This window comes from Bifidobacterium felsineum, assembly GCF_002802915.1.
In the GTDB taxonomy this organism is placed as follows: domain Bacteria; phylum Actinomycetota; class Actinomycetes; order Actinomycetales; family Bifidobacteriaceae; genus Bifidobacterium; species Bifidobacterium felsineum.
The window spans coordinates 118,262-135,941 of sequence record NZ_PEBJ01000001.1; the positions used below are offsets into that span (position 1 = coordinate 118,262).

Sequence of the window (17,680 nt, forward strand, 5' to 3'; positions counted from 1 at the left end):
CTTTCAACAGGAAACTACGTTGCCCGCCACGCCGTCTACCAAGGGAGCCAAGTGGCCGCCGTTCCACATCTATTCAGACAATGATTGCTCCATGAAAACGATGACATATGAGTGTGGAGGCGTATGATGATGCCTTGTGATAGCCTCGATATGAGAACGTATGCATCCCTCGATGTCGATGACGTTACAAAGAGTTCATGCTTACGTTTATGCCGCGCTACCAAGCGCGCGGCATAATAATCTCGGGCACTTATCCCGGAAGGAAAGTCAGAATGACCGAAATTACCGCACCAAAATCTCCCGTCACCGCGGACCAGTTCGCTGACGAGATTCGTGAACAACTCAAGTACGCTCAAAACGTCACTGCCGAGCAGGCAACCGCTGCTGATGTGTATGTCGCCGCTTCCAAGGCCGTGCGCAACCATCTGGCCGATGCTTGGTTCAAGACCCAGGCCGACACCGTCAACGGCAACACCAAGGCTGTCGGCTACCTCTCCGCTGAGTTCCTGATGGGCAAGCAGCTGGAGAACGCCCTGCTCAACGCCGGCTTGACCGAGCAGTTCGACAAGGCTGTTGAAGCCTTGGGCTTCCAGCCGAAGGACATCATCGACGCCGAGTACGAGCCGGGCCTTGGCAACGGTGGTCTGGGCCGCCTCGCCGCCTGCTTCATCGACTCCCTCGCCTCCCTGGGCGTGCCGGCCTTCGGCTACGGCATCCAGTACAAGTACGGCATCTTCAAGCAGACCTTCGACGAGAACGGCAAGCAGGTCGAAACCCCTGATTACTGGCTGAACAACGAAGAGCCGTGGGGCCACATCGACTACAACCGTGACCAGAAGGTCTCCTTCGGCGGCGAAGTCGTTGAGGAGAACGGCAAGAAGGTGTGGAAGCCGGCTTGGTCCGTGCGCGCCGTCCCAGTGGACTACCTGGTTCCGGGCTATGCTTCCGGCCGCGTGAATACCCTGCGCCTGTGGACCGCCAAGAGCTACGACGAGTTCGATCTGCTCGCCTTCAACCGCTCCGAATACATGGACGCCGTCAAGCCGCAGGTCAAGGCCGAGAACATCTCCAAGATTCTCTACCCGGAGGATTCCACCAAGGTCGGCAAGGAGCTGCGCCTCGAGCAGCAGTACTTCTTCGTCTCTGCCTCCCTGCATGACGCCATCCGCGTCTTCTACCCGGGTCAGGACAAGCCGGATCTGACCACCTTCCCGGACAAGATTACCTTCCAGCTCAACGACACCCATCCGGTGATCGGCATCCCGGAGCTCATGCGCATCCTCATCGATGAGTACGGCTACGACTGGGATACCGCCTGGACCGTGACCCAGAAGACCTTCAACTACACATGCCACACGCTGCTGCCGGAAGCCCTCGAGGTTTGGCCGGCAAGCCTGATCGGCGAACTGCTGCCGCGTCACCTTGAGATCATCAAGAAGATCAACGAGCAGTTCGAGGACGAGCTCAAGGGCAAGGGCATCGACGACAAGACCATCGAAGACATGCGCATCTACACCGGTGACGCAGTCCGCATGGCCTACCTCGCCACCTACGGCGGCTCTCACGTCAACGGCGTTGCCGAGCTGCACTCCCAGCTGCTCAAGGACGTCACCCTGAAGAACTTCTCTGACGCCTACCCGACCAAGTTCACCAACGTGACCAACGGCGTGACCCCTCGCCGCTTCGTCAAGCTCGCCAACCCGGGCCTGTCCGACCTCATCACCGAGGGCCTCGGCACCGACAAGTGGATCTCCGACCTTGAGCTGCTCAAGGGCCTGGTCCCGCTGGCCAAGGACGACGAGTTCGTCAAGAAGTTCGCCGCCGTCAAGGCCGCCAACAAGCACGCCTTCGTGGGCTTCGCCAAGGACCACTACGGCATCGACGTGGACGAGAACACCCTGTTCAACACCATGGTCAAGCGTCTGCACGAGTACAAGCGCCAGAGCCTGAAGATCCTGCTGGTCATCTCCCAGTACGCCGCCCTCAAGAACGGCACCCTCAACGCTGAAGAGATCCTGCCTCGCACCGTGTTCTTCGGCGCCAAGGCAGCCCCGGGCTACTACCTGGCCAAGATGACCATCGAGCTGATCAACAACGTCTCCAAGGTCATCAACAACGATCCGGACGTCAAGGGCAAGCTCGCCGTCTACATGCTCCCGAACTACAACATCGAGATGGCACAGAACCTCATCCCGGCCACCGAACTCGACGAGCAGATCTCCCAGGCCGGTAAGGAAGCCTCCGGTACCGGTAACATGAAGTTCGCTCTGAACGGCGCTCTGACCGTCGGCACCCTTGATGGCGCCAACGTCGAGATTCGTGAGAAGGTCGGTGCCGAGAACTTCTTCCTCTTCGGCATGACCGTGGACGAGGTCGAGAAGCTCTACGCCGACGGTTACGACCCGGCCAAGTACTACGAAGCCGATCCTCGCCTGAAGCAGGCCGTCGACCTCGTGGCCAACGGCACCTTCTCCAACGGTGACCGCAACGCCTACGCTCCGCTCGTGGCCGACTGGCTCACCAAGGATTGGTTCATGGCTCTCGCCGACTTCTCCTCCTACGCCGACATCCAGGCTCAGATCGAGAAGCTCTACCGCGATCCGCTCGAGTGGAACCGCAAGGCCTTGCTCAACGTGGCCAACTCCGGCTACTTCAGCTCCGATCGCTCCATCGAGGATTATTTGGAACGTATCTGGCACACTGGTCCGCTCGCCTGACGGCTCGGAACCAGTACGCCAGATACGTGCTGGTTCCTACCTCGCGGCATAGCCGCTCGGCGTCGCCTACGGGAAGCCCACCGGGCTTCCCGCTTAACGGCTCCGCACTCTGGCACACCGGCCCGCTCGCCTGATAATGGAGTGTCCTCGTCGTTGCAGAAGGCTCGACGTACCTTCGTACGCCGTCGCCTTCTGCGCCTAGAGGCCGCACGCATTATCAGTTCCAGCAAGCTCGCTCTGCTGGCCTGACGTAATCAGGACGCACCAGCAAGCTCGCTGGTTGATGGACGTAGCTGGATGCACACTCCCGCCCCTCCAGCGTCAGTTTCAGTACATACGAAAGTCCCCTGCAACCAAGTGATTGCAGGGGACTTTCGTATCTGTTGGGAAACCTAAAGAATCAGGCTTCGGCTGGTGCGGATTCGGGCTCCTCCTCATCGCCCTTATCCTCAGCCTTGTTCAGGCCCAGATCCACCGGCGAAGAGCTGTTCTCCCACGGCTCCTCCCACGGATCATAATCCGGATTCTGCTGCTTGTAGATGTACAGACCAATGACTGCAGCCAGTGCCGCACCAAACAGCAGTGCGAAGAACTTCCAACCGTTAGAAGAAGAGTTGTTCTCCATGACGGCTCCTTTCTTTGAGGGATCGTCTGGTCGGCATGCCCATTCAAGACCGACTCTGCTCCCTATTCTAGGCCGATGATTGTGTCGATTGGGTGGATTGCAGTGCCCGGGCGATTTGCCGGGCGACCCACGTTGCCTCGTTTCCGATACAGTGGTCTGCATGCATATGCCGACTAAACGTGAAATCAAATATTCGTGGGACCGCGGCGGCCCGGTGATCACATGGGCGATTATCGTCGCATGCACAGTCGTATGGCTGATCGAAGTACTGCTGGGCCTTATTTCGCCGTTGTTGCAGGGGCTGCTGATCTATCAGGGCATGATGTCGCCAATGACGATGGTGTCCCGCCCGTGGACCGCAATCACATCAATGTTCCTCCACGCGCCGAACACCATCATGCACATTCTGTTCAATATGATCGCCTTGTATTCCGTGGGGCCGGTGCTTGAGCGCATGATGGGGCATTGGCGCTTCCTTGGGTTGTACATCATTTCAGGTCTTGGAGGAGCACTGGGCCTGATGCTTTGGGGCGTATTCGCCCCGGGCGGCAAAGGCTGGCAGATGGCCGCTTATGGTGCATCCGGTGCTATTTTCGGTCTGTTCGCCGCCATATTGGTGGTGTATCGCCGCATTGGTGCCGATATTCGATCGATGATGATCTGGATGGCCATCAACTTCGCATTGCCGTTCGTTGTGGGCGGTGTGGCTTGGCAGGCGCATATCGGCGGTTTCCTGATCGGTGGTCTGTTGACCTGGCTGCTGACCAGCGGATTGCCGTTCTGGCGGCATAAAAGCCTCACATGGCGGATGCAGGTTTACGGATGGTCCGTCACTGCGATAGTGGTGGTGGCGATTCTGCTGTGCAATATCGCCAATCCATACGCCTAGCGATGATACGAACTTCCTAGGGGCTCATTTTTTCGAGAAAATCCCTGACTTCGTGAAAACACGCCACTGAATATGACTAAGTGGCGTGTTTTTCGAAATAAGACCTTATTTCGTGAAAAGCGGCCACTGAGCACCCGTCAGTGTCCTATTTTCACGAAGTTGGGGATCTTCTCGTGAAAATGCGCCACTCAGCCATACTCGGCGACTTCTTTTCACGAAAAGTGGCTTATCCGCGAAAAAATAAGCCACTCCGATGGTTATCCACAGCCTTTTCATCCCAGTGACAAAATATGGGGACCGTTTGGAGGCCAAAACGCTAGATATAGGGGTGCTCACAACCAATCCACTAAAACGAGTGGATAGTTGTGCACAATTGTGGAAAAGACGGTGGATAACTCAAGTGCAATGTGGATAACCGAGTAATCCACAATAACGGCGGTGAATAACTCATCACTTAAGGGTTGTGGATAACTCGGTACTATCCACAGCCCTCAAGGTGTATAAATGGCGCTTTTTGTCAACAATCCCTAGTTATCCACTACTTATACACCGCTGAATACCCCTTATCCACGTGTTATCCACTACTTATCCACAAGGTTTTCCACATTCGGTGGAAAACTACAGAAATGTAATTCATCCACATTGTGTGCATAAGCATGTGGATAACTAGTGGATAAGTGGTGGATAGCTGTGGGTAAGTCGGTGCTGGCCCACATGGATGTGCATAAGCGCTGGATCAATCAATTGTTGCCTAGAATAAAAAGAAATAAAAAAACCGACCCCTTCTCAAGGAGTCGGTCTTCAATACAACGATTAGGCGGTGCAGCCACCTGTTGACGTGGAACTCAGCGCCATCCCATTGTCATCAGGAATCCGATCATGATCAGCGCGAAGCCGATTGCCAGGTTCCAAGCACCGATGTTCGGAATCGGCCAAGCGCCGGACGGGGAGAGGTAGTACACCACGCACCAAATCAGACCAATGATCATGAACGCGCAGAACACCGGCACGAACCAACGCGGGTTGGACTTGGTGCCCTTAATGGTCTCCTCAACGCGCTTGGTGTTCTCTGCCTGGCGGTTCATCATGCGCTGCATCTGCGGGGTCAGCGAAGCCTTATCGGCAGTAGCGTTGAGCACGGCCTGCACCTTGTCCATATCAACGCCGTAAGTCTCATCTTCGTCGGCAGCGGCGTTGGTGTCGGTGTCAGTGCTCTCCGTGGCCTTGGCATCTGCGGATGCGGTCTCCTTCTGCCAGTCCTTCTGGTCCTTCGAGTCGTTTTCGTGCAGCTCTTCGTCAGCCATCAGCGTATTCTCCATTCAATAGGCTAAAAGTCATAATAGTGGCTAGACTCGAAACCAGTGGACAAACCGTGTAAAAAGACGGGATTTTTATGGCCAAGCATCAAGGAAAACACAGTGTGCGCCGCTCCATGCTCAGCGGAGTGGCCGCGTTTGTGCTGATTGCGTTGACCGGATTCCTGTTGAGCACCAATGTGCGCGTCAACCGCACCACCACCGTCAACAACGACACCGCAGACTTGGTCGAGCATAGTGTGGCGGAAGTCTCCCAGCTGCAAACCGACGTCAATGATCTGCAAAAACAGGTCAACAATCTTACCGATGCCATCAACGCGACCGGCTCCAATTCCAATACCTCAGAGAACTCCAGTGAGTCCAACGGCACCGATACCTCCAGCGACGCCACCGATGGCGGCGACTCCAGCCTGATGTTGCCCGCGCTCTCCGGCGAAGGAATCACAGTAACACTGGATGATTCTCCGCTGTGGGAGAACGCGGTGAACGACAACGGCACCACCGCCAATATCAATGATTATGTGATCCACCAGCAGGATGTGGAGTCCGTGGTGAACGCATTGTGGGCAGGTGGCGCGGAAGCCATGAAGATCATGGACCAGCGCGTGCTGTTCAACTCGGCGGTCATCTGCTCGGGCAATGTGCTGTCCATCCACGGTAAGAAATACGCGCCGCCGTTCACCATCTCCGCTATCGGCGACCCGGTTGCGATGCGTAAGGCGTTGAACGATTCGAAGGCCATTACCATTCTGAAACAGTACGTCAGTGCATTCGGCATCGGATACAAAGTAGAGAACAAGGATGACCTGCAGTTTGAAGCCACCACCGCGTTGCTGCAGCAGTTCAAATACGCCACAGTCGATACGTCGAAGACCAAGGATGAAGAGTAGAGGCAAGACGTCATGAGGCATGGTACACATAGCAATCGTGCAGTGCGAGTGCAGACTCCTCAGTCTCGCCGCGGCCCACTATGGCAGGCGCTGGGTATTGTAGCGGAGATTTTGCTCACGGCAGCCGCAGTATGCGCGCTGTACATCGTCTGGCAGATGTGGTGGACCGGTGTGGAGGCCGAGCAGGTCCAGAATGAAACCACTAAATCCGTGAACTGGTCCGACCCGGCGGCCAATGGCGGCGATGTGAAGATTGCCAAAGCCCAGGAGGGCGAACCGCCAGTGCAGCCGGAGAATCCGAAGTACGGCGACCTGATTGCCCAAGTGTACATCCCGCGTTTCGGCAGCCAATGGCACCGCAATTTGGTGGAAGGCACCACGCTCGAGCAGATTAACCGCCATGGTCTGGGCCATTATCAGAGTTCGCAAATGCCTGGTCAGATCGGTAACTTTGCGCTCGCAGGCCACCGCAATGGCTATGGTCAGCCGCTTGGTGATGTGGACAAGCTCCAGGAAGGCGACCCAATTATCGTGCGTACGCAGGATTACTGGTACGTCTACCATTACACACGCTATGAGATCGTGCTGCCCACTGATATCTGGGTAATTGCCCCCAACCCTGAAAACTCCAGCGTGAATCCCACCAAGCGTATGATCACGATGACCACATGCGAGCCGAAATACACTACGCCAACCCATCGTTGGATCAGCTACGGCGAGCTCTCCTACTGGGCCAAAGTGTCCGATGGCGTGCCGAAGGAACTGGCCACCACCGATTCGTCCGGCGCGGTGAAGTTCGCCATCTCCGAAACACCATCCATCGCCTCCAAAATCGGCTCGTTGGACAAGGTCGTGTACCTGGCGCTGGTGACTTGGCTGATTCTATTCATTGCCGCCGCCGTGGCCTGGCGCTGGCCGGTGCTGCGCGCCATTCGCTCAGGCGAACGTCGCCGTCCGGATGCCAGCATTTATGGCCTGCTGGTCAGACTGCAGCCCGGTGTGATGCCGATTCGATGGTTGCTGCTGATTCTGCTGCTGTTTGCAGCCTCTGCCGCACTGTTCCAGTGGACATTCCCCTGGGCGGCCAGCAACATCCCGTTCCTGCGCCAGATGTCGAACTTCGTGGCCGTTCCGGAGTAAAACCGGCGCTGCTGAAGTAGTATGGCATGCAAGTCGACTTCAAGGAGAGCAGCATGACCGATTCCGCACACATTCTGGTGGTGGATAACTACGATTCGTTCGTCTACACGATTGTGGGCTATCTGAAAACGCTTGGTGCCACAGTGGACGTGGTACGCAATGATGCCGTCGATCCTGCAGCCGAAGGCGTGCTCGATGGCTATGACGGCGTGCTGATTTCCCCCGGCCCGGGAGCTCCGGCCGACTCCGGCGCCAGCGAGGATATGATTCGCCTGTGCGCGGCCAAGAATGTGCCGATGTTTGGTGTGTGCCTGGGCCTGCAGGCGCTCGCTGAGGTATATGGCTGCACAGTGGATCATGCGCCAACGATTATGCACGGCAAAACCAGCCTGGTGGAACACGTCGATGACGAGATTTTCGAGGGCGTGGCCAATCCGATGACCGCCACCCGCTACCATTCGCTGGCGGTTGAGCCGGATTCCGTGCCGGACACGTTGGTGGTGACCGCGTGGACGCAGGGTGACCATATCGTGCAGGGCATCAAGGTGAAGGACAAGCCGATGTACGCGGTGCAGTTCCATCCGGAATCTGTGATGACCCAGGACGGCTACCGTCTGCTGGCCAACTGGCTGAAGGTCTGCGGCCAGGATAATGCCGTGGCCAAGTCCGCCGGACTGCAGCCCAAGGTGACGAAGTAGCGGCGAGCAATAATGAAGAAAGGCATCAGCATTGCAGCTGATGCCTTTCTGGTTTCTACTGTTAGCTTGCTTTGCTCAGCAGCTCCCTCATCAGAGGGAGCCCAAAATATGAGTCTCCTTGAGCGTCGCTATTTCTCATCAGCGCCGCCTGTGGTGCCACCAGTAGTGTTGCCGTTATTGGTATTACTGCCAGTCGTCGTGGTTGCCTTGGTGGTGATGGTCACTGTGGAGCCCTTATCCACCTGTGTGCCGGCGCCCGGGTTGATGCTGACCACTACGGCGGTGCTGTCGGTCGGGCCGCTGGCGGCCGCCACTAGTCCGACAGCCTCTAGCTGCAGCTTGGCTGTGGCATAGTCGGTGCCGGCGCTGATAGTTGGCACGGTGACCTTCTCCTTACCGGTGGAGACCCAGATGGTAATCGTGCTTCCCTGCTCAATCGATGTGCCGGCCGCCGGATTGGTTCGGCTAATGGAACCGGCCTCCACGGTATCCGAAGCCTCGGTTTCCACTACGAAGTTGAACTGGCTGCTGTATTGCGAAATCACGGCATCCTTGGTCTGACCGACCAGATTCGGCATCGTGGTCATGCCAGAAGACACATAGATGGTGATCGTCGAGCCTTTGGCGGTAGGCGCGCCGGCCGCGGGATCGGTACGCGTCACCTTGTCCTTCTCGATGTCGGCGCTATCCTCCGTCTTGACCGTGGAACTCACTTTGAAACCGGCGCTTTCAAGCTCGGTGCGAGCCTCCTCTTGGCTCATATTCTTCACATCCGGCACGGACACGGATTGCGGTCCTGCGGAGAACCAGACGGTCACCTTGGAGCCCTTGGCCACTTTGGACCCGGCCTCCGGCGTGATCTTGGTGCAAGTGCCTGCCGCCTCGGTGGAATCCGTATCCTGCTTCTCCACCATCTCAAGACCCAAAGCCTTGAGCTTGGCCTCCAGACCATCCTTCGAGGTGGTGGCGGTGCAAGCGGGCACGGTCACCATTTCCACGGAGTTCTTCTTGGCCGTGTTCATGCCGAAAGCCACCGCTGCAACAATGGCGATACCGACAATAACGCCAATAATCGCGCCGATGATAATCTGCTTCTTCTTTTTGGCCTTTGCGGCGGCTGCACGCTGCTCGGCGCGCGTTTTCAATGCGTTTTGCGCAGCGCCATTCGCAGGTGGAACCTGTTCGAACTGGCCGGTCACCGGGTTAAACGCCTGCGTAGCCTGGGTCATCGGCGCGGTCGGCTGTTCGCGCTCGGCTTCTTTGCGGGCTTTCACGTTAGACAGGTCGGTGAGCGGGTTGAACGCGGCTGCCACCGGCACGCCACCGTTCATGTAGGTCAGAATATCGTTCTTGAATTCCGCCGCGGTGGCGTAACGGTTCTGGCGATCCTTCGCCATGGCCTTGGCCACGATGGAATCCCACATCTTAGGCAGTCCCGGCACCACGGCGCTTGGCGGAGTCGCCACCTCAGACACATGCTGGTAGGCGATGGCAACGGCGGAGTCGCCAGTGAACGGCGGCCGTCCGGTGAGCATCTCATAGAGCACGCAGCCTGCGGAATACAGGTCGGAGCGCATATCCACGGTCTCGCCGCGAGCCTGCTCGGGGGAGAGATATTGCGCGGTGCCCACCACGCCCTGGGATTGGGTCATCGTCGCGGCGGAATCATCCAAGGCGCGGGCGATGCCGAAGTCCATGACCTTGACCACGCCCTGCTCGGAAATCATGATGTTGCCGGGCTTGATATCGCGGTGGATAATGCCCATGCGATGCGAATAGTCCAGAGCGCTCAGCACGCCGAGCATCACCTGCTCGCAGTCGCGCTGGCTCAGTGCGCCGTTCACCTTGATGATGTCGCGCAGGGTCTGGCCCTTGACGTATTCCATCACGATGTAAGGCAGACGTTCGGTATCGCCGGCGTCCGTGGTGATGGTCTCTTCGCCCGAATCGTAGATGTTGACGATGTTCGGGTTGTTCATCTGCGCCACGGAACGTGCCTCACGGCGGAATCGGGCGAGGAAGATCTCGTCATTGGCCAGTTCCGCACGCATGATCTTGACGGCCACGGTACGGCCCAAACGGGTGTCGAGGGCCACACGGACCTCGGCCATGCCGCCGCGTCCGATGAGCTGGCCCAGCTGATAACGGCCACCGGCCAGTGCGTTAGGCATGTTGCTCATTGCTTATTCCCTCCCAATCTTGAGGCAGGAGTATCCAACACGATGCGTGGCGTGCTCATCACCCTGCGCAAGGGTCGCACGCTGGAAGTCACCATGGTCTGATCGGCCATCTCGGTTTGCTGGTCGAGTAGACGCCGTTCGATGCGGGCCAAGGTGCGGGATACCACCAGGGCATCCTTCGGACGGTCCAGCGGATCCTTGGCCAGCATGGACATCACGAATTCACGAAGCTGCACATCCACCGTATCCGGCAGCGGCGGCACGGGATTATTCACATGCGCGGCCGCGATATCCACCGGAGTGGCTCCGGTGAACGGGCGGTGGCCGGACAATCCTTCATAGGCCACCACGCCCAGGGAGTAGATATCGGACTGTGGTGTGGCCTGCTTGCCCTGAGCCTGCTCGGGGGAGATGTATTGCGCGGTACCCACCACCATGCCGTCCTGGGTGATCTGACCCTGACCGGTGGAGTAGCTCACACCGAAATCAGTGATTTTCACTTCGCCGGTATCCGACACCATGATGTTGGCCGGCTTCACGTCGCGGTGGATAACACCATGCGAATGGGCAATGAACAGGCCGCGCGCTGTCTGAATCAGAATCGGCAGCAGTTCAATCGGATCCATGGCGCCTTTTTCGTGGAACAGGTCGGCCAGTGACTTGGATGGCACGTATTCCATTATCAGGAAGCCGATGCCGTCGTGCTCATAGTATTCGAACAGGGCGGCGATGTTCGGGTGTGCGAGATTGGCGGAATTATGCGCTTCTGCACGCAGACGGCGCAGCTTGGCCTCGGCGTTCGTGGCATCGGAACGCAATGCCTTGATGGCCACCGGGCGGCCGAGCTGAATATCATAGCCCTTCCACACTTCGCCCATACCGCCTTGCGCCAAGCGAGCATCGAGGCGGTAGCGGCGGTGAATGAGCTGTCCTTCAATCAGTTTCATTGCTGCAGAGCCTCCTGAATAATCGCACGCATAATCGGGCCAGCGGCGAGCGAACCGAGCAGATCAGTATTGTGTACCATTACCGCCACTGCGATCTGCGGATTGTCCGCAGGCGCAAATCCGATGATCCAGCCGTCGATGCTGGTGTTATCGACGCCGATTTGAGCGGTACCGGTTTTGGCGGCGATTTTGATGCCGTTAATCGCCAGTGAGGGATTGGCTTCGGTGATTACGCTTTCCATGGCGGTGGTGAGCTTATCCGCGGTGTCTTTGCTGAACACCTTGGCCATGGTCTGCGGTGTGGTCTGATTGATCACCGACAAATCCGAAGCACGCACGCGGTCCACGATCGTAGGGCGCATCAGCTTACCGTCATTGGCAATAGCTTGGGCCACCATGGCCATCTGGAGCGGCGTGGCCTTCGTGTCACCCTGACCGATGGAGGCCAACGCAAGACGGTCAGGAGTGGTTCCTGACGGGAAGGTGGAAGCGGTGGCCGTCATCGGCGTACCGGTGGAATTGGTGCCGTCGATGGTAATAGTGCTGCCAAAACCGAGCTTGGTGGCCATTTCGCTGACCTTGTCCTCGCCCAATGCCACACCGAGCTGTGCGAATGCGGTATTTGACGAATATGCCACGGCGTTTTGCAGTGTGATTTTGCCGTCGGTGCCGTTGGCCTGCGGTGCCGCGTTCGGCAACTGCGTGGTAGTGCCAGGCAAAGTATAGGTGGTGCCTGCGGGAATTTGCGTATCGAGCTGATAGTCGCCGGTTTCCAGTGCGGTGGATGCCACGATGGTTTTGAACGTGGACCCTGGTGGGTAGAGCTGCGAGGTGGCGCGGTTGATCAGCGGGCTGTTTTCGCCGGCGGCAAGATCGTTGTAGGCCTTGGCTGCAGCGGTGGCATCGTGGGTGGCCAGCTGGTTCGGGTCATAGCTGGGCGTACTCACCATGGCCAGAATGCGGCCGGTCTTGGCTTCCAGAACCACGGCTGCGCCATCGCGCGAACTGAGTTGGTCGTAGGCGACCTGCTGCAGTTTCGGATCGATGGAGGTTTCAATGGAAGCGCCTTGGTTCGTGCTGCCGGTCAGCATGGCTTTGGCGCGCTGCCAAATCAGGGAATCGGCTTCGCCGTTGAGCAGCATGCTGCGGGAGGCTTCCAAGCCGCGGTCGGCGGTCTGGTTGATGGAGAAGAAACCGGTGATGGGGGCATACAGCGGGCCGTTGGAATACGTGCGCTGATACTTGAACGCATCGTTCACCGGCTCGGATTGCGCCATCACTGTGCCATCCGAAGCCAGAATCGCACCGCGGTATGCACCGAGCTGATGGTACAGCGAGCGGGCGTTGCGCGAGTCATTGTTCAGCGAATTGGCTCGTACGGCCATAATGATCGACGAAGACAGACCGAGTACCACGAACAGGCATACGACGGCGGTGAACAGCTGACGCAGATACTTATTCATGCGCGTGCACCTCCATGTCGTGGACCGTGATGGGCGGATTGGGAATCAGTGGAATAGCCGGATGCGGATACCGGTGGAATCGGTGGAACATCGGGCATCTGAGGCATCGGCGGAGTGGGAGGCATGGCTGCGGCATGCGCTGCGTGAGCCGCGTGCTCGGCATGTGCGACCTCGGAGGGCACGGCGAACTGGCCGTATTGCATGGGCGGCATGGTGCCGGTGGGCGCGGTGTATTCGTCGAAGTCACGCGTGTTGGGGGCGGTTTCCGGAGCGCGGCGTGTGGTGTCCACGATCTCGCCATCCGAATCGTCAAGCCCATATCGGTTGGACTCGGCTGAAGCTGTGCGCGGGCGGGCGATTGGCTCCGTGGCCCGGGCGCGTTCCTCAAGTTCCTTATCGCGCAGTACAGCCAATGCCTCGTACTGGAATTCCTTGGACGTGAGTTCAGGTTCAGGCTGGTTGGCCGCGTCGGAGATGACGATGAGCAAAGCCGCAAGAATGTAATTGGCGATGAGACTCGAACCGCCTGCCGCCATGTACGGCAAAGTCAAACCGGTCAGCGGAATCACCAACGTCACGCCGCCGACCACGGTGAACACCTGGAATGCCATCGTGAACACCAGTCCGGAGGCCAGGAGCTTGCCGAAACCATCCTTGATTTTCATAGCCGCGATGAAGCCGGAGGCGATGATGATCAAGTACAGCATGAGAATGCCCAGCACTCCGGTCAAGCCTAGTTCCTCGCCCAAAGCGGTGTAAATGAAATCGGAATTGGCGAATGTGGTCAACGCCGGGTGGCCTTGGCCCAAACCAGTGCCGACCATACCGCCCGAAGCCATGCCGAAGATACCGGTGACCAGCTGCCAGGAGCCGCCGACCTTCATGTTGTACTGCTCGTTGCTGAACGGGTGCAGCCAGGCATCCACACGCTGGCCCACATGGCTGAAGACGCTGGCGGCCATCACCGCACCGGCGGCGAAGGCGATCAGACCAATCACAATCCAGCTTTTACGGCCGGTCGCCGCATACAGCATCGCCACGAACATGGCGAAGAACATCAGGGAAGTACCCAGATCATGCTGCATGACAAGCACGCCCATCGAGGCGATCCACACCACGATAATCGGGCCCAGATCCTTGATGCGCGGCAGTTGCAGGCCAAGAATCCTCTTGCCGCCTACAGCCAGCTGATCGCGATGATCGAACAGGTACGCGGCGAAGAAGAACGCGAGGAACAGTTTGGCGAATTCGCCCGGCTGGAATGAGCCAAGACCGGGAATCTTCACCCAGATGCGCGCTCCGTTGACCTCCTGGCCGAGCACCGGCAGCATCGGGGAGAGCAGCAATACCAGGCCCACCACCATCGATACATAGGAGAATCGGCGCAATACGCGGTAATCCTTCAGGAACACGATGATCAGTGCGGAAAGCACCAGGGCGATGCACAGCCACATGAGCTGGCGTTTGGCCACTGTGGTGTCAAGGCTCTGATCGATGCGCGCGATCATCGTAACGCCGATGGCCGTGAGCAATAGTACGCATGGCACAATCACTTGGCTGGCGTACGGCTGGAAGCGCACGATTAAGCTCCATAGCACCAGAAACAGTACAGTGGCGATGCCGAATATCATCAGATAGTCCGCTGGCAGCGCATTGGTGGTGCGCTCGAACATCTGAACAATGGCGATTGCGCTGATGGCCATAGCGACAAGCAATAGGCCAATCTGGCGTAAGCGGGTGACGATCATTGATTGCCCCCTGTGGCGGCGTCATTCGCCGCACCGATGTTCGGCTGATCGGAGCTGTTGGAGCTCGAGGAATTATCGGAGGAATTGGACGAGGAATCGTTTGAGGAATCAGACGATCCGGATTGCTTCTTGGCCGCGTCCTCCTGCTGCTTCAGGAATTTGTTCATTTCAGTGCGAATGATGCCCACATGGGATTGCGCCTCTTCCAACGAATCCACGGCAATGCCCTGGTTGATTTGGTCACGCCAGGTTTGCGGCAGCTCGGAAAGCGAAATCGTGGTGCTGCTCACCTCGTGGGAGAGCTCCATGCCGAAGATATTGGTGGGCACGCCTTGGTAGATCGCAACCTTTCCGTTGCTGTTGCCCACGTAATAGCGGGTCTGGCTCCACAAATATGTGCCGCCGCCCACGCCGAACAGTGCGGCGAGCACGATGATGACGGTGAAGATCAATGCCACACGAATCCTGCGCTTCTTGACATGCGTGGCCTTGGTCTGCTGCGCCTGCTCCTTGCGGATGGCCTGCGCCACCACCGGATCGTTGGGGTCGGCGGAAATACGGCCATCAGGACGCTGCACCACCGGGATTTCGCCGGTATCGGGGTTTGCGCGCTCACCGGTTTCCTCGCGCACCGCGGACGGTTGCGCCACACGTGCACCGGACGGCTCGGCCGTGCCTTGAGCGGGAGCGTTGTCGTGAGCGCTGGCCGGCTGCATCAATGCGGCCGCGCGCTGGGCCGGGGAATTATCCACACGCAATGCCGGCGCGGTGGCCACGGGTTCATTGACGATATCGGCGATCGTCTCCAAGCTATTGCCTGCGGCACCGCCGATCAGCGGCGTCTGATGCGGCAGGTCGAAGGCATCGGCATCCAACGCCAGCGTGGCGTCGGCGATCACGGCCGTCACATTATCGGTGCTGCCGGCACGCAGGGCCATTTGCACCAAGGTTTGCGCGCATTCGCCTTGATCGGAGAGCGTGGTCATCGTCTCTTCGATCGTCGAGTCCTCGAGCACACCGCACAGGCCGTCGGAGCACAGCAGCCAACGGTCTGCCGGATGGGCTCGGCGAATGGAGATGTCCGGGTGCGGATCGATGTCGAAATCACCGAGCACACGCATCACCACGTTGCGCTGCGGGTGGTTCTTCGCCTCAGCAGGCGTGATGCGGCCGGTATCGATTAGATGCTGTACGTAGCTGTGATCATTGGTGATGCGGCTCAGATGACCGTCGCGCAGCAGGTAGGCGCGCGAATCACCGATGTGGGCGATGACCCAGTAGCCGGCGACCAAGGCCACGGCAGTCACCGTGGTGCCCATGCCGGCAAGCTTGCGTTCGCGCTTGGCCTTGCCCACGATGGCGTCATGCGCGGCCATCACGGAGGTCTCCATCATCTTGGAGATCACCTGCACGTCGCCGCCGGTATCGTCCTGTTCGATATGGGCGAGCGAGCGGATGGCAATGGTGGAAGCCGTATCGCCGCCCGCATGACCGCCCATACCATCGCAAATGGCGATCAGATGCTCGCCGGCGAAGGAGGAATCCTGATTATTCGCACGGACCGTGCCCACGTCGGACACAGTGGTGGAATATAAGAACAGCGGTTGTGAAGCGGCGGAATTAGGCATGCGGCTACCTCAGTTCGAAGGTTGTGGCACCGATGCGCACGGGAATACGAGCAGGCAGAATCGTCGGACGATTGATGCGCTGCTGGTTAACCACAGTGCCGTTGGTGGAGTGCAGATCCTCAATGGCCCACTGGCCAGAGGCGGCATCCAAATAGACACGGGCATGGTGGGAGGAGACGAATTCATCGTCAAGCACCACGGTATTCGAGGCGGCACGGCCCAAGGTGATTTCAGACTCGGCAAGCGGCACGGAGCTACCGGCCAACGGGCCATCGATAATCACCAACAACGTAGGCTGCTGAGTATGGCGACCTGGAGCGGGCGCTGCGGAACTGCGGGCGGCCGGCACCTGGGGTGCCTCGGACTTCACCTTGTGCGCCTCACGCTCGCGGCGACGGCGAGAACGAGAAGGGCGCGGGCTGAACGTTTCGATGTCCTGACGCAGCGAACGAACCGCCAGCCAAATGAAGACCCACAGTAGGGCTAGAAAACCATACTTCAGTAGGGCGAAAGTCAATTCGGTCATGGCAACGACCTTTGAGCGGGCGCTCGGGGCTACTCCTGCGCCTGAGCGGAAGCCCAGAACAGGATACGCGTGCGACCGATGGTGATGGTGTTGCCATCGAGCAGCGTGGCGGCGGGCACCTGATGGCCCTCCACATACGTGCCGTTGGTGGAACCAAGGTCGCGTGCGATCACACCGTTCGGCGTGATGTCGATCTCAAGATGCTTACGGGAGATGCCCGGATCATCAATCACGATGTCGCAGCCGGAGCCGCGGCCGATTACGGTCTTTTCCTTGGTGAGCAGGTACTGGTTGCCGTTGACCTCGAGCACCGGGCTGTCTTCAGCCTGCGCGTCGGTGGTGACGGGCACGGCGTTGCCCTGCACGGATTCGGAAGTGAGGTTGAAGTTGCCCTTGGTCAGGTTCAGATCCTCTTCGAAGATCACCACCACAGGGCCAACGAATGCGTAATGCTGGCTCTTGGCGTATTCGGTGAGGTTATCGGCAAGCTCATTGGCCAAGGTCTCGCTGCCCCATGCCTCGATACGGTCGAAGTCCGGGGTGCTGAGCTTGAAACGGTATTCATTCGGGGCCACCGTGCGGTCGCGGCCCACCGGCATGGCTTCCGCGTCAATCTCGCGCTCAAGGGCGCTGGAGAGATCAACAGGCTGCAGATCTTTGGAGCCGAACTTGGCGAACACTCCGTTGACTGCACCCTCCACGCTTTTTTCAAAACGGTCGAGAACGCTCATAGTCCTCCCTTTCTAATCGTCACCTATCCTACGCGGCCGTGGGAATATGGTGCAAAAATACAGCCATTTCAGGCATGATGAGTGCAGAATTTACAAAAATTCGGGGTTGATTTAGGGCGCGTATGGGCGCGGCGCACCACTTCGCGCCATCTGATGCTGTGCGATATGCCACATGAAATTGG

Annotated in this window: 14 protein-coding genes; 5 read left to right on the forward strand and 9 right to left on the reverse strand. The window is 58.5% G+C overall.

The features are described from left to right. Positions 1-272: 272 nt before the first annotated feature. Positions 273-2,717, forward strand: a complete 2,445-nt coding sequence (locus tag CSQ86_RS00430; protein WP_100493208.1) for a glycogen/starch/alpha-glucan phosphorylase — start codon at positions 273-275, stop codon at positions 2,715-2,717. A 400-nt stretch (positions 2,718-3,117) separates the two neighbouring features. Here CSQ86_RS00430 and CSQ86_RS00435 read toward each other — a convergent pair whose 3' ends face one another. Next, on the reverse strand, positions 3,118-3,342 hold the full coding sequence (locus CSQ86_RS00435; protein WP_100493209.1) for a hypothetical protein: 225 nt from the start codon (positions 3,340-3,342) through the stop codon (positions 3,118-3,120). 160 nt (positions 3,343-3,502) lie between these two features. Between CSQ86_RS00435 and CSQ86_RS00440 the strand changes: the two genes are divergently transcribed. Then, positions 3,503-4,231, forward strand: a complete 729-nt coding sequence (locus CSQ86_RS00440; protein ID WP_100493707.1) for a rhomboid family intramembrane serine protease — start codon at positions 3,503-3,505, stop codon at positions 4,229-4,231. 845 nt (positions 4,232-5,076) lie between these two features. Here CSQ86_RS00440 and crgA read toward each other — a convergent pair. After that, positions 5,077-5,535, reverse strand: coding sequence for a cell division protein CrgA (crgA, locus tag CSQ86_RS00445; RefSeq protein ID WP_100493210.1), 459 nt, complete (start codon positions 5,533-5,535; stop codon positions 5,077-5,079). Positions 5,536-5,624: 89 nt separating this feature from the next. Here crgA and CSQ86_RS00450 point away from each other — a divergent pair, with 89 nt between their 5' ends. The 3 genes from CSQ86_RS00450 to CSQ86_RS00460 are packed head-to-tail and all read left to right on the forward strand — an operon-like array spanning position 5,625 to position 8,275. Beyond that, complete coding sequence (locus tag CSQ86_RS00450; RefSeq protein WP_100493211.1) at positions 5,625-6,437, forward strand: DUF881 domain-containing protein; 813 nt, start codon at positions 5,625-5,627, stop codon at positions 6,435-6,437. A gap of 12 nt (positions 6,438-6,449) precedes the next feature. Beyond that, positions 6,450-7,577 carry a class E sortase gene (locus CSQ86_RS00455; protein WP_100493212.1) on the forward strand — a complete coding sequence of 376 codons (1,128 nt, stop codon included), beginning with the start codon at positions 6,450-6,452 and terminating at the stop codon, positions 7,575-7,577. Between the two features lie 53 nt (positions 7,578-7,630). Then, positions 7,631-8,275, forward strand: coding sequence for an anthranilate synthase component II (locus CSQ86_RS00460; RefSeq protein WP_100493213.1), 645 nt, complete (start codon positions 7,631-7,633; stop codon positions 8,273-8,275). A gap of 128 nt (positions 8,276-8,403) precedes the next feature. On the opposite strand, the gene pknB is transcribed toward CSQ86_RS00460, so the two are convergent. Genes pknB through CSQ86_RS00495 form a run of 7 tightly spaced genes read right to left on the reverse strand, consistent with a single transcriptional unit; the run spans position 8,404 to position 17,498 of the window. Next, positions 8,404-10,455, reverse strand: coding sequence for a Stk1 family PASTA domain-containing Ser/Thr kinase (pknB, locus tag CSQ86_RS00465; protein WP_423734790.1), 2,052 nt, complete (start codon positions 10,453-10,455; stop codon positions 8,404-8,406). Next, positions 10,452-11,402 (reverse strand): serine/threonine-protein kinase, encoded by a 951-nt coding sequence (locus CSQ86_RS00470; RefSeq protein ID WP_100493214.1) that lies wholly within the window; start codon positions 11,400-11,402, stop codon positions 10,452-10,454. Before CSQ86_RS00470 ends, pknB begins: the two co-directional genes overlap by 4 nt. Further along, a complete protein-coding gene (locus CSQ86_RS00475; RefSeq protein WP_100493215.1) occupies positions 11,399-12,865 on the reverse strand; it encodes a peptidoglycan D,D-transpeptidase FtsI family protein in 1,467 nt (488 codons plus the stop codon). The genes CSQ86_RS00470 and CSQ86_RS00475 overlap by 4 nt, the downstream gene beginning before the upstream one ends. Continuing rightward, complete coding sequence (locus CSQ86_RS00480; RefSeq protein ID WP_243387508.1) at positions 12,862-14,613, reverse strand: FtsW/RodA/SpoVE family cell cycle protein; 1,752 nt, start codon at positions 14,611-14,613, stop codon at positions 12,862-12,864. The genes CSQ86_RS00475 and CSQ86_RS00480 overlap by 4 nt, the downstream gene beginning before the upstream one ends. Beyond that, a complete protein-coding gene (locus CSQ86_RS00485) occupies positions 14,610-16,241 on the reverse strand; it encodes a PP2C family protein-serine/threonine phosphatase (protein WP_100493216.1) in 1,632 nt (543 codons plus the stop codon). Before CSQ86_RS00485 ends, CSQ86_RS00480 begins: the two co-directional genes overlap by 4 nt. A 4-nt stretch (positions 16,242-16,245) precedes the next feature. Next, positions 16,246-16,767 carry an FHA domain-containing protein FhaB/FipA gene (locus CSQ86_RS00490; RefSeq protein ID WP_100493217.1) on the reverse strand — a complete coding sequence of 174 codons (522 nt, stop codon included), beginning with the start codon at positions 16,765-16,767 and terminating at the stop codon, positions 16,246-16,248. Between the two features lie 29 nt (positions 16,768-16,796). Continuing rightward, positions 16,797-17,498 carry an FhaA domain-containing protein gene (locus tag CSQ86_RS00495; RefSeq protein ID WP_100493218.1) on the reverse strand — a complete coding sequence of 234 codons (702 nt, stop codon included), beginning with the start codon at positions 17,496-17,498 and terminating at the stop codon, positions 16,797-16,799. Between the last annotated feature and the right edge of the window lie 182 nt (positions 17,499-17,680).

Coding starts and splice junctions, on each gene's coding strand:
- CSQ86_RS00430 (WP_100493208.1), top strand. CDS start 273: ATGACCGAAATTACCGCACCAAAATCTCCCGTCACCGCGGACCAGTTC.
- CSQ86_RS00435 (WP_100493209.1), bottom strand. CDS start 3,342: ATGGAGAACAACTCTTCTTCTAACGGTTGGAAGTTCTTCGCACTGCTG.
- CSQ86_RS00440 (WP_100493707.1), top strand. CDS start 3,503: ATGCATATGCCGACTAAACGTGAAATCAAATATTCGTGGGACCGCGGC.
- crgA (WP_100493210.1), bottom strand. CDS start 5,535: ATGGCTGACGAAGAGCTGCACGAAAACGACTCGAAGGACCAGAAGGAC.
- CSQ86_RS00450 (WP_100493211.1), top strand. CDS start 5,625: ATGGCCAAGCATCAAGGAAAACACAGTGTGCGCCGCTCCATGCTCAGC.
- CSQ86_RS00455 (WP_100493212.1), top strand. CDS start 6,450: ATGAGGCATGGTACACATAGCAATCGTGCAGTGCGAGTGCAGACTCCT.
- CSQ86_RS00460 (WP_100493213.1), top strand. CDS start 7,631: ATGACCGATTCCGCACACATTCTGGTGGTGGATAACTACGATTCGTTC.
- pknB (WP_423734790.1), bottom strand. CDS start 10,455: ATGAGCAACATGCCTAACGCACTGGCCGGTGGCCGTTATCAGCTGGGC.
- CSQ86_RS00470 (WP_100493214.1), bottom strand. CDS start 11,402: ATGAAACTGATTGAAGGACAGCTCATTCACCGCCGCTACCGCCTCGAT.
- CSQ86_RS00475 (WP_100493215.1), bottom strand. CDS start 12,865: ATGAATAAGTATCTGCGTCAGCTGTTCACCGCCGTCGTATGCCTGTTC.
- CSQ86_RS00480 (WP_243387508.1), bottom strand. CDS start 14,613: ATGATCGTCACCCGCTTACGCCAGATTGGCCTATTGCTTGTCGCTATG.
- CSQ86_RS00485 (WP_100493216.1), bottom strand. CDS start 16,241: ATGCCTAATTCCGCCGCTTCACAACCGCTGTTCTTATATTCCACCACT.
- CSQ86_RS00490 (WP_100493217.1), bottom strand. CDS start 16,767: ATGACCGAATTGACTTTCGCCCTACTGAAGTATGGTTTTCTAGCCCTA.
- CSQ86_RS00495 (WP_100493218.1), bottom strand. CDS start 17,498: ATGAGCGTTCTCGACCGTTTTGAAAAAAGCGTGGAGGGTGCAGTCAAC.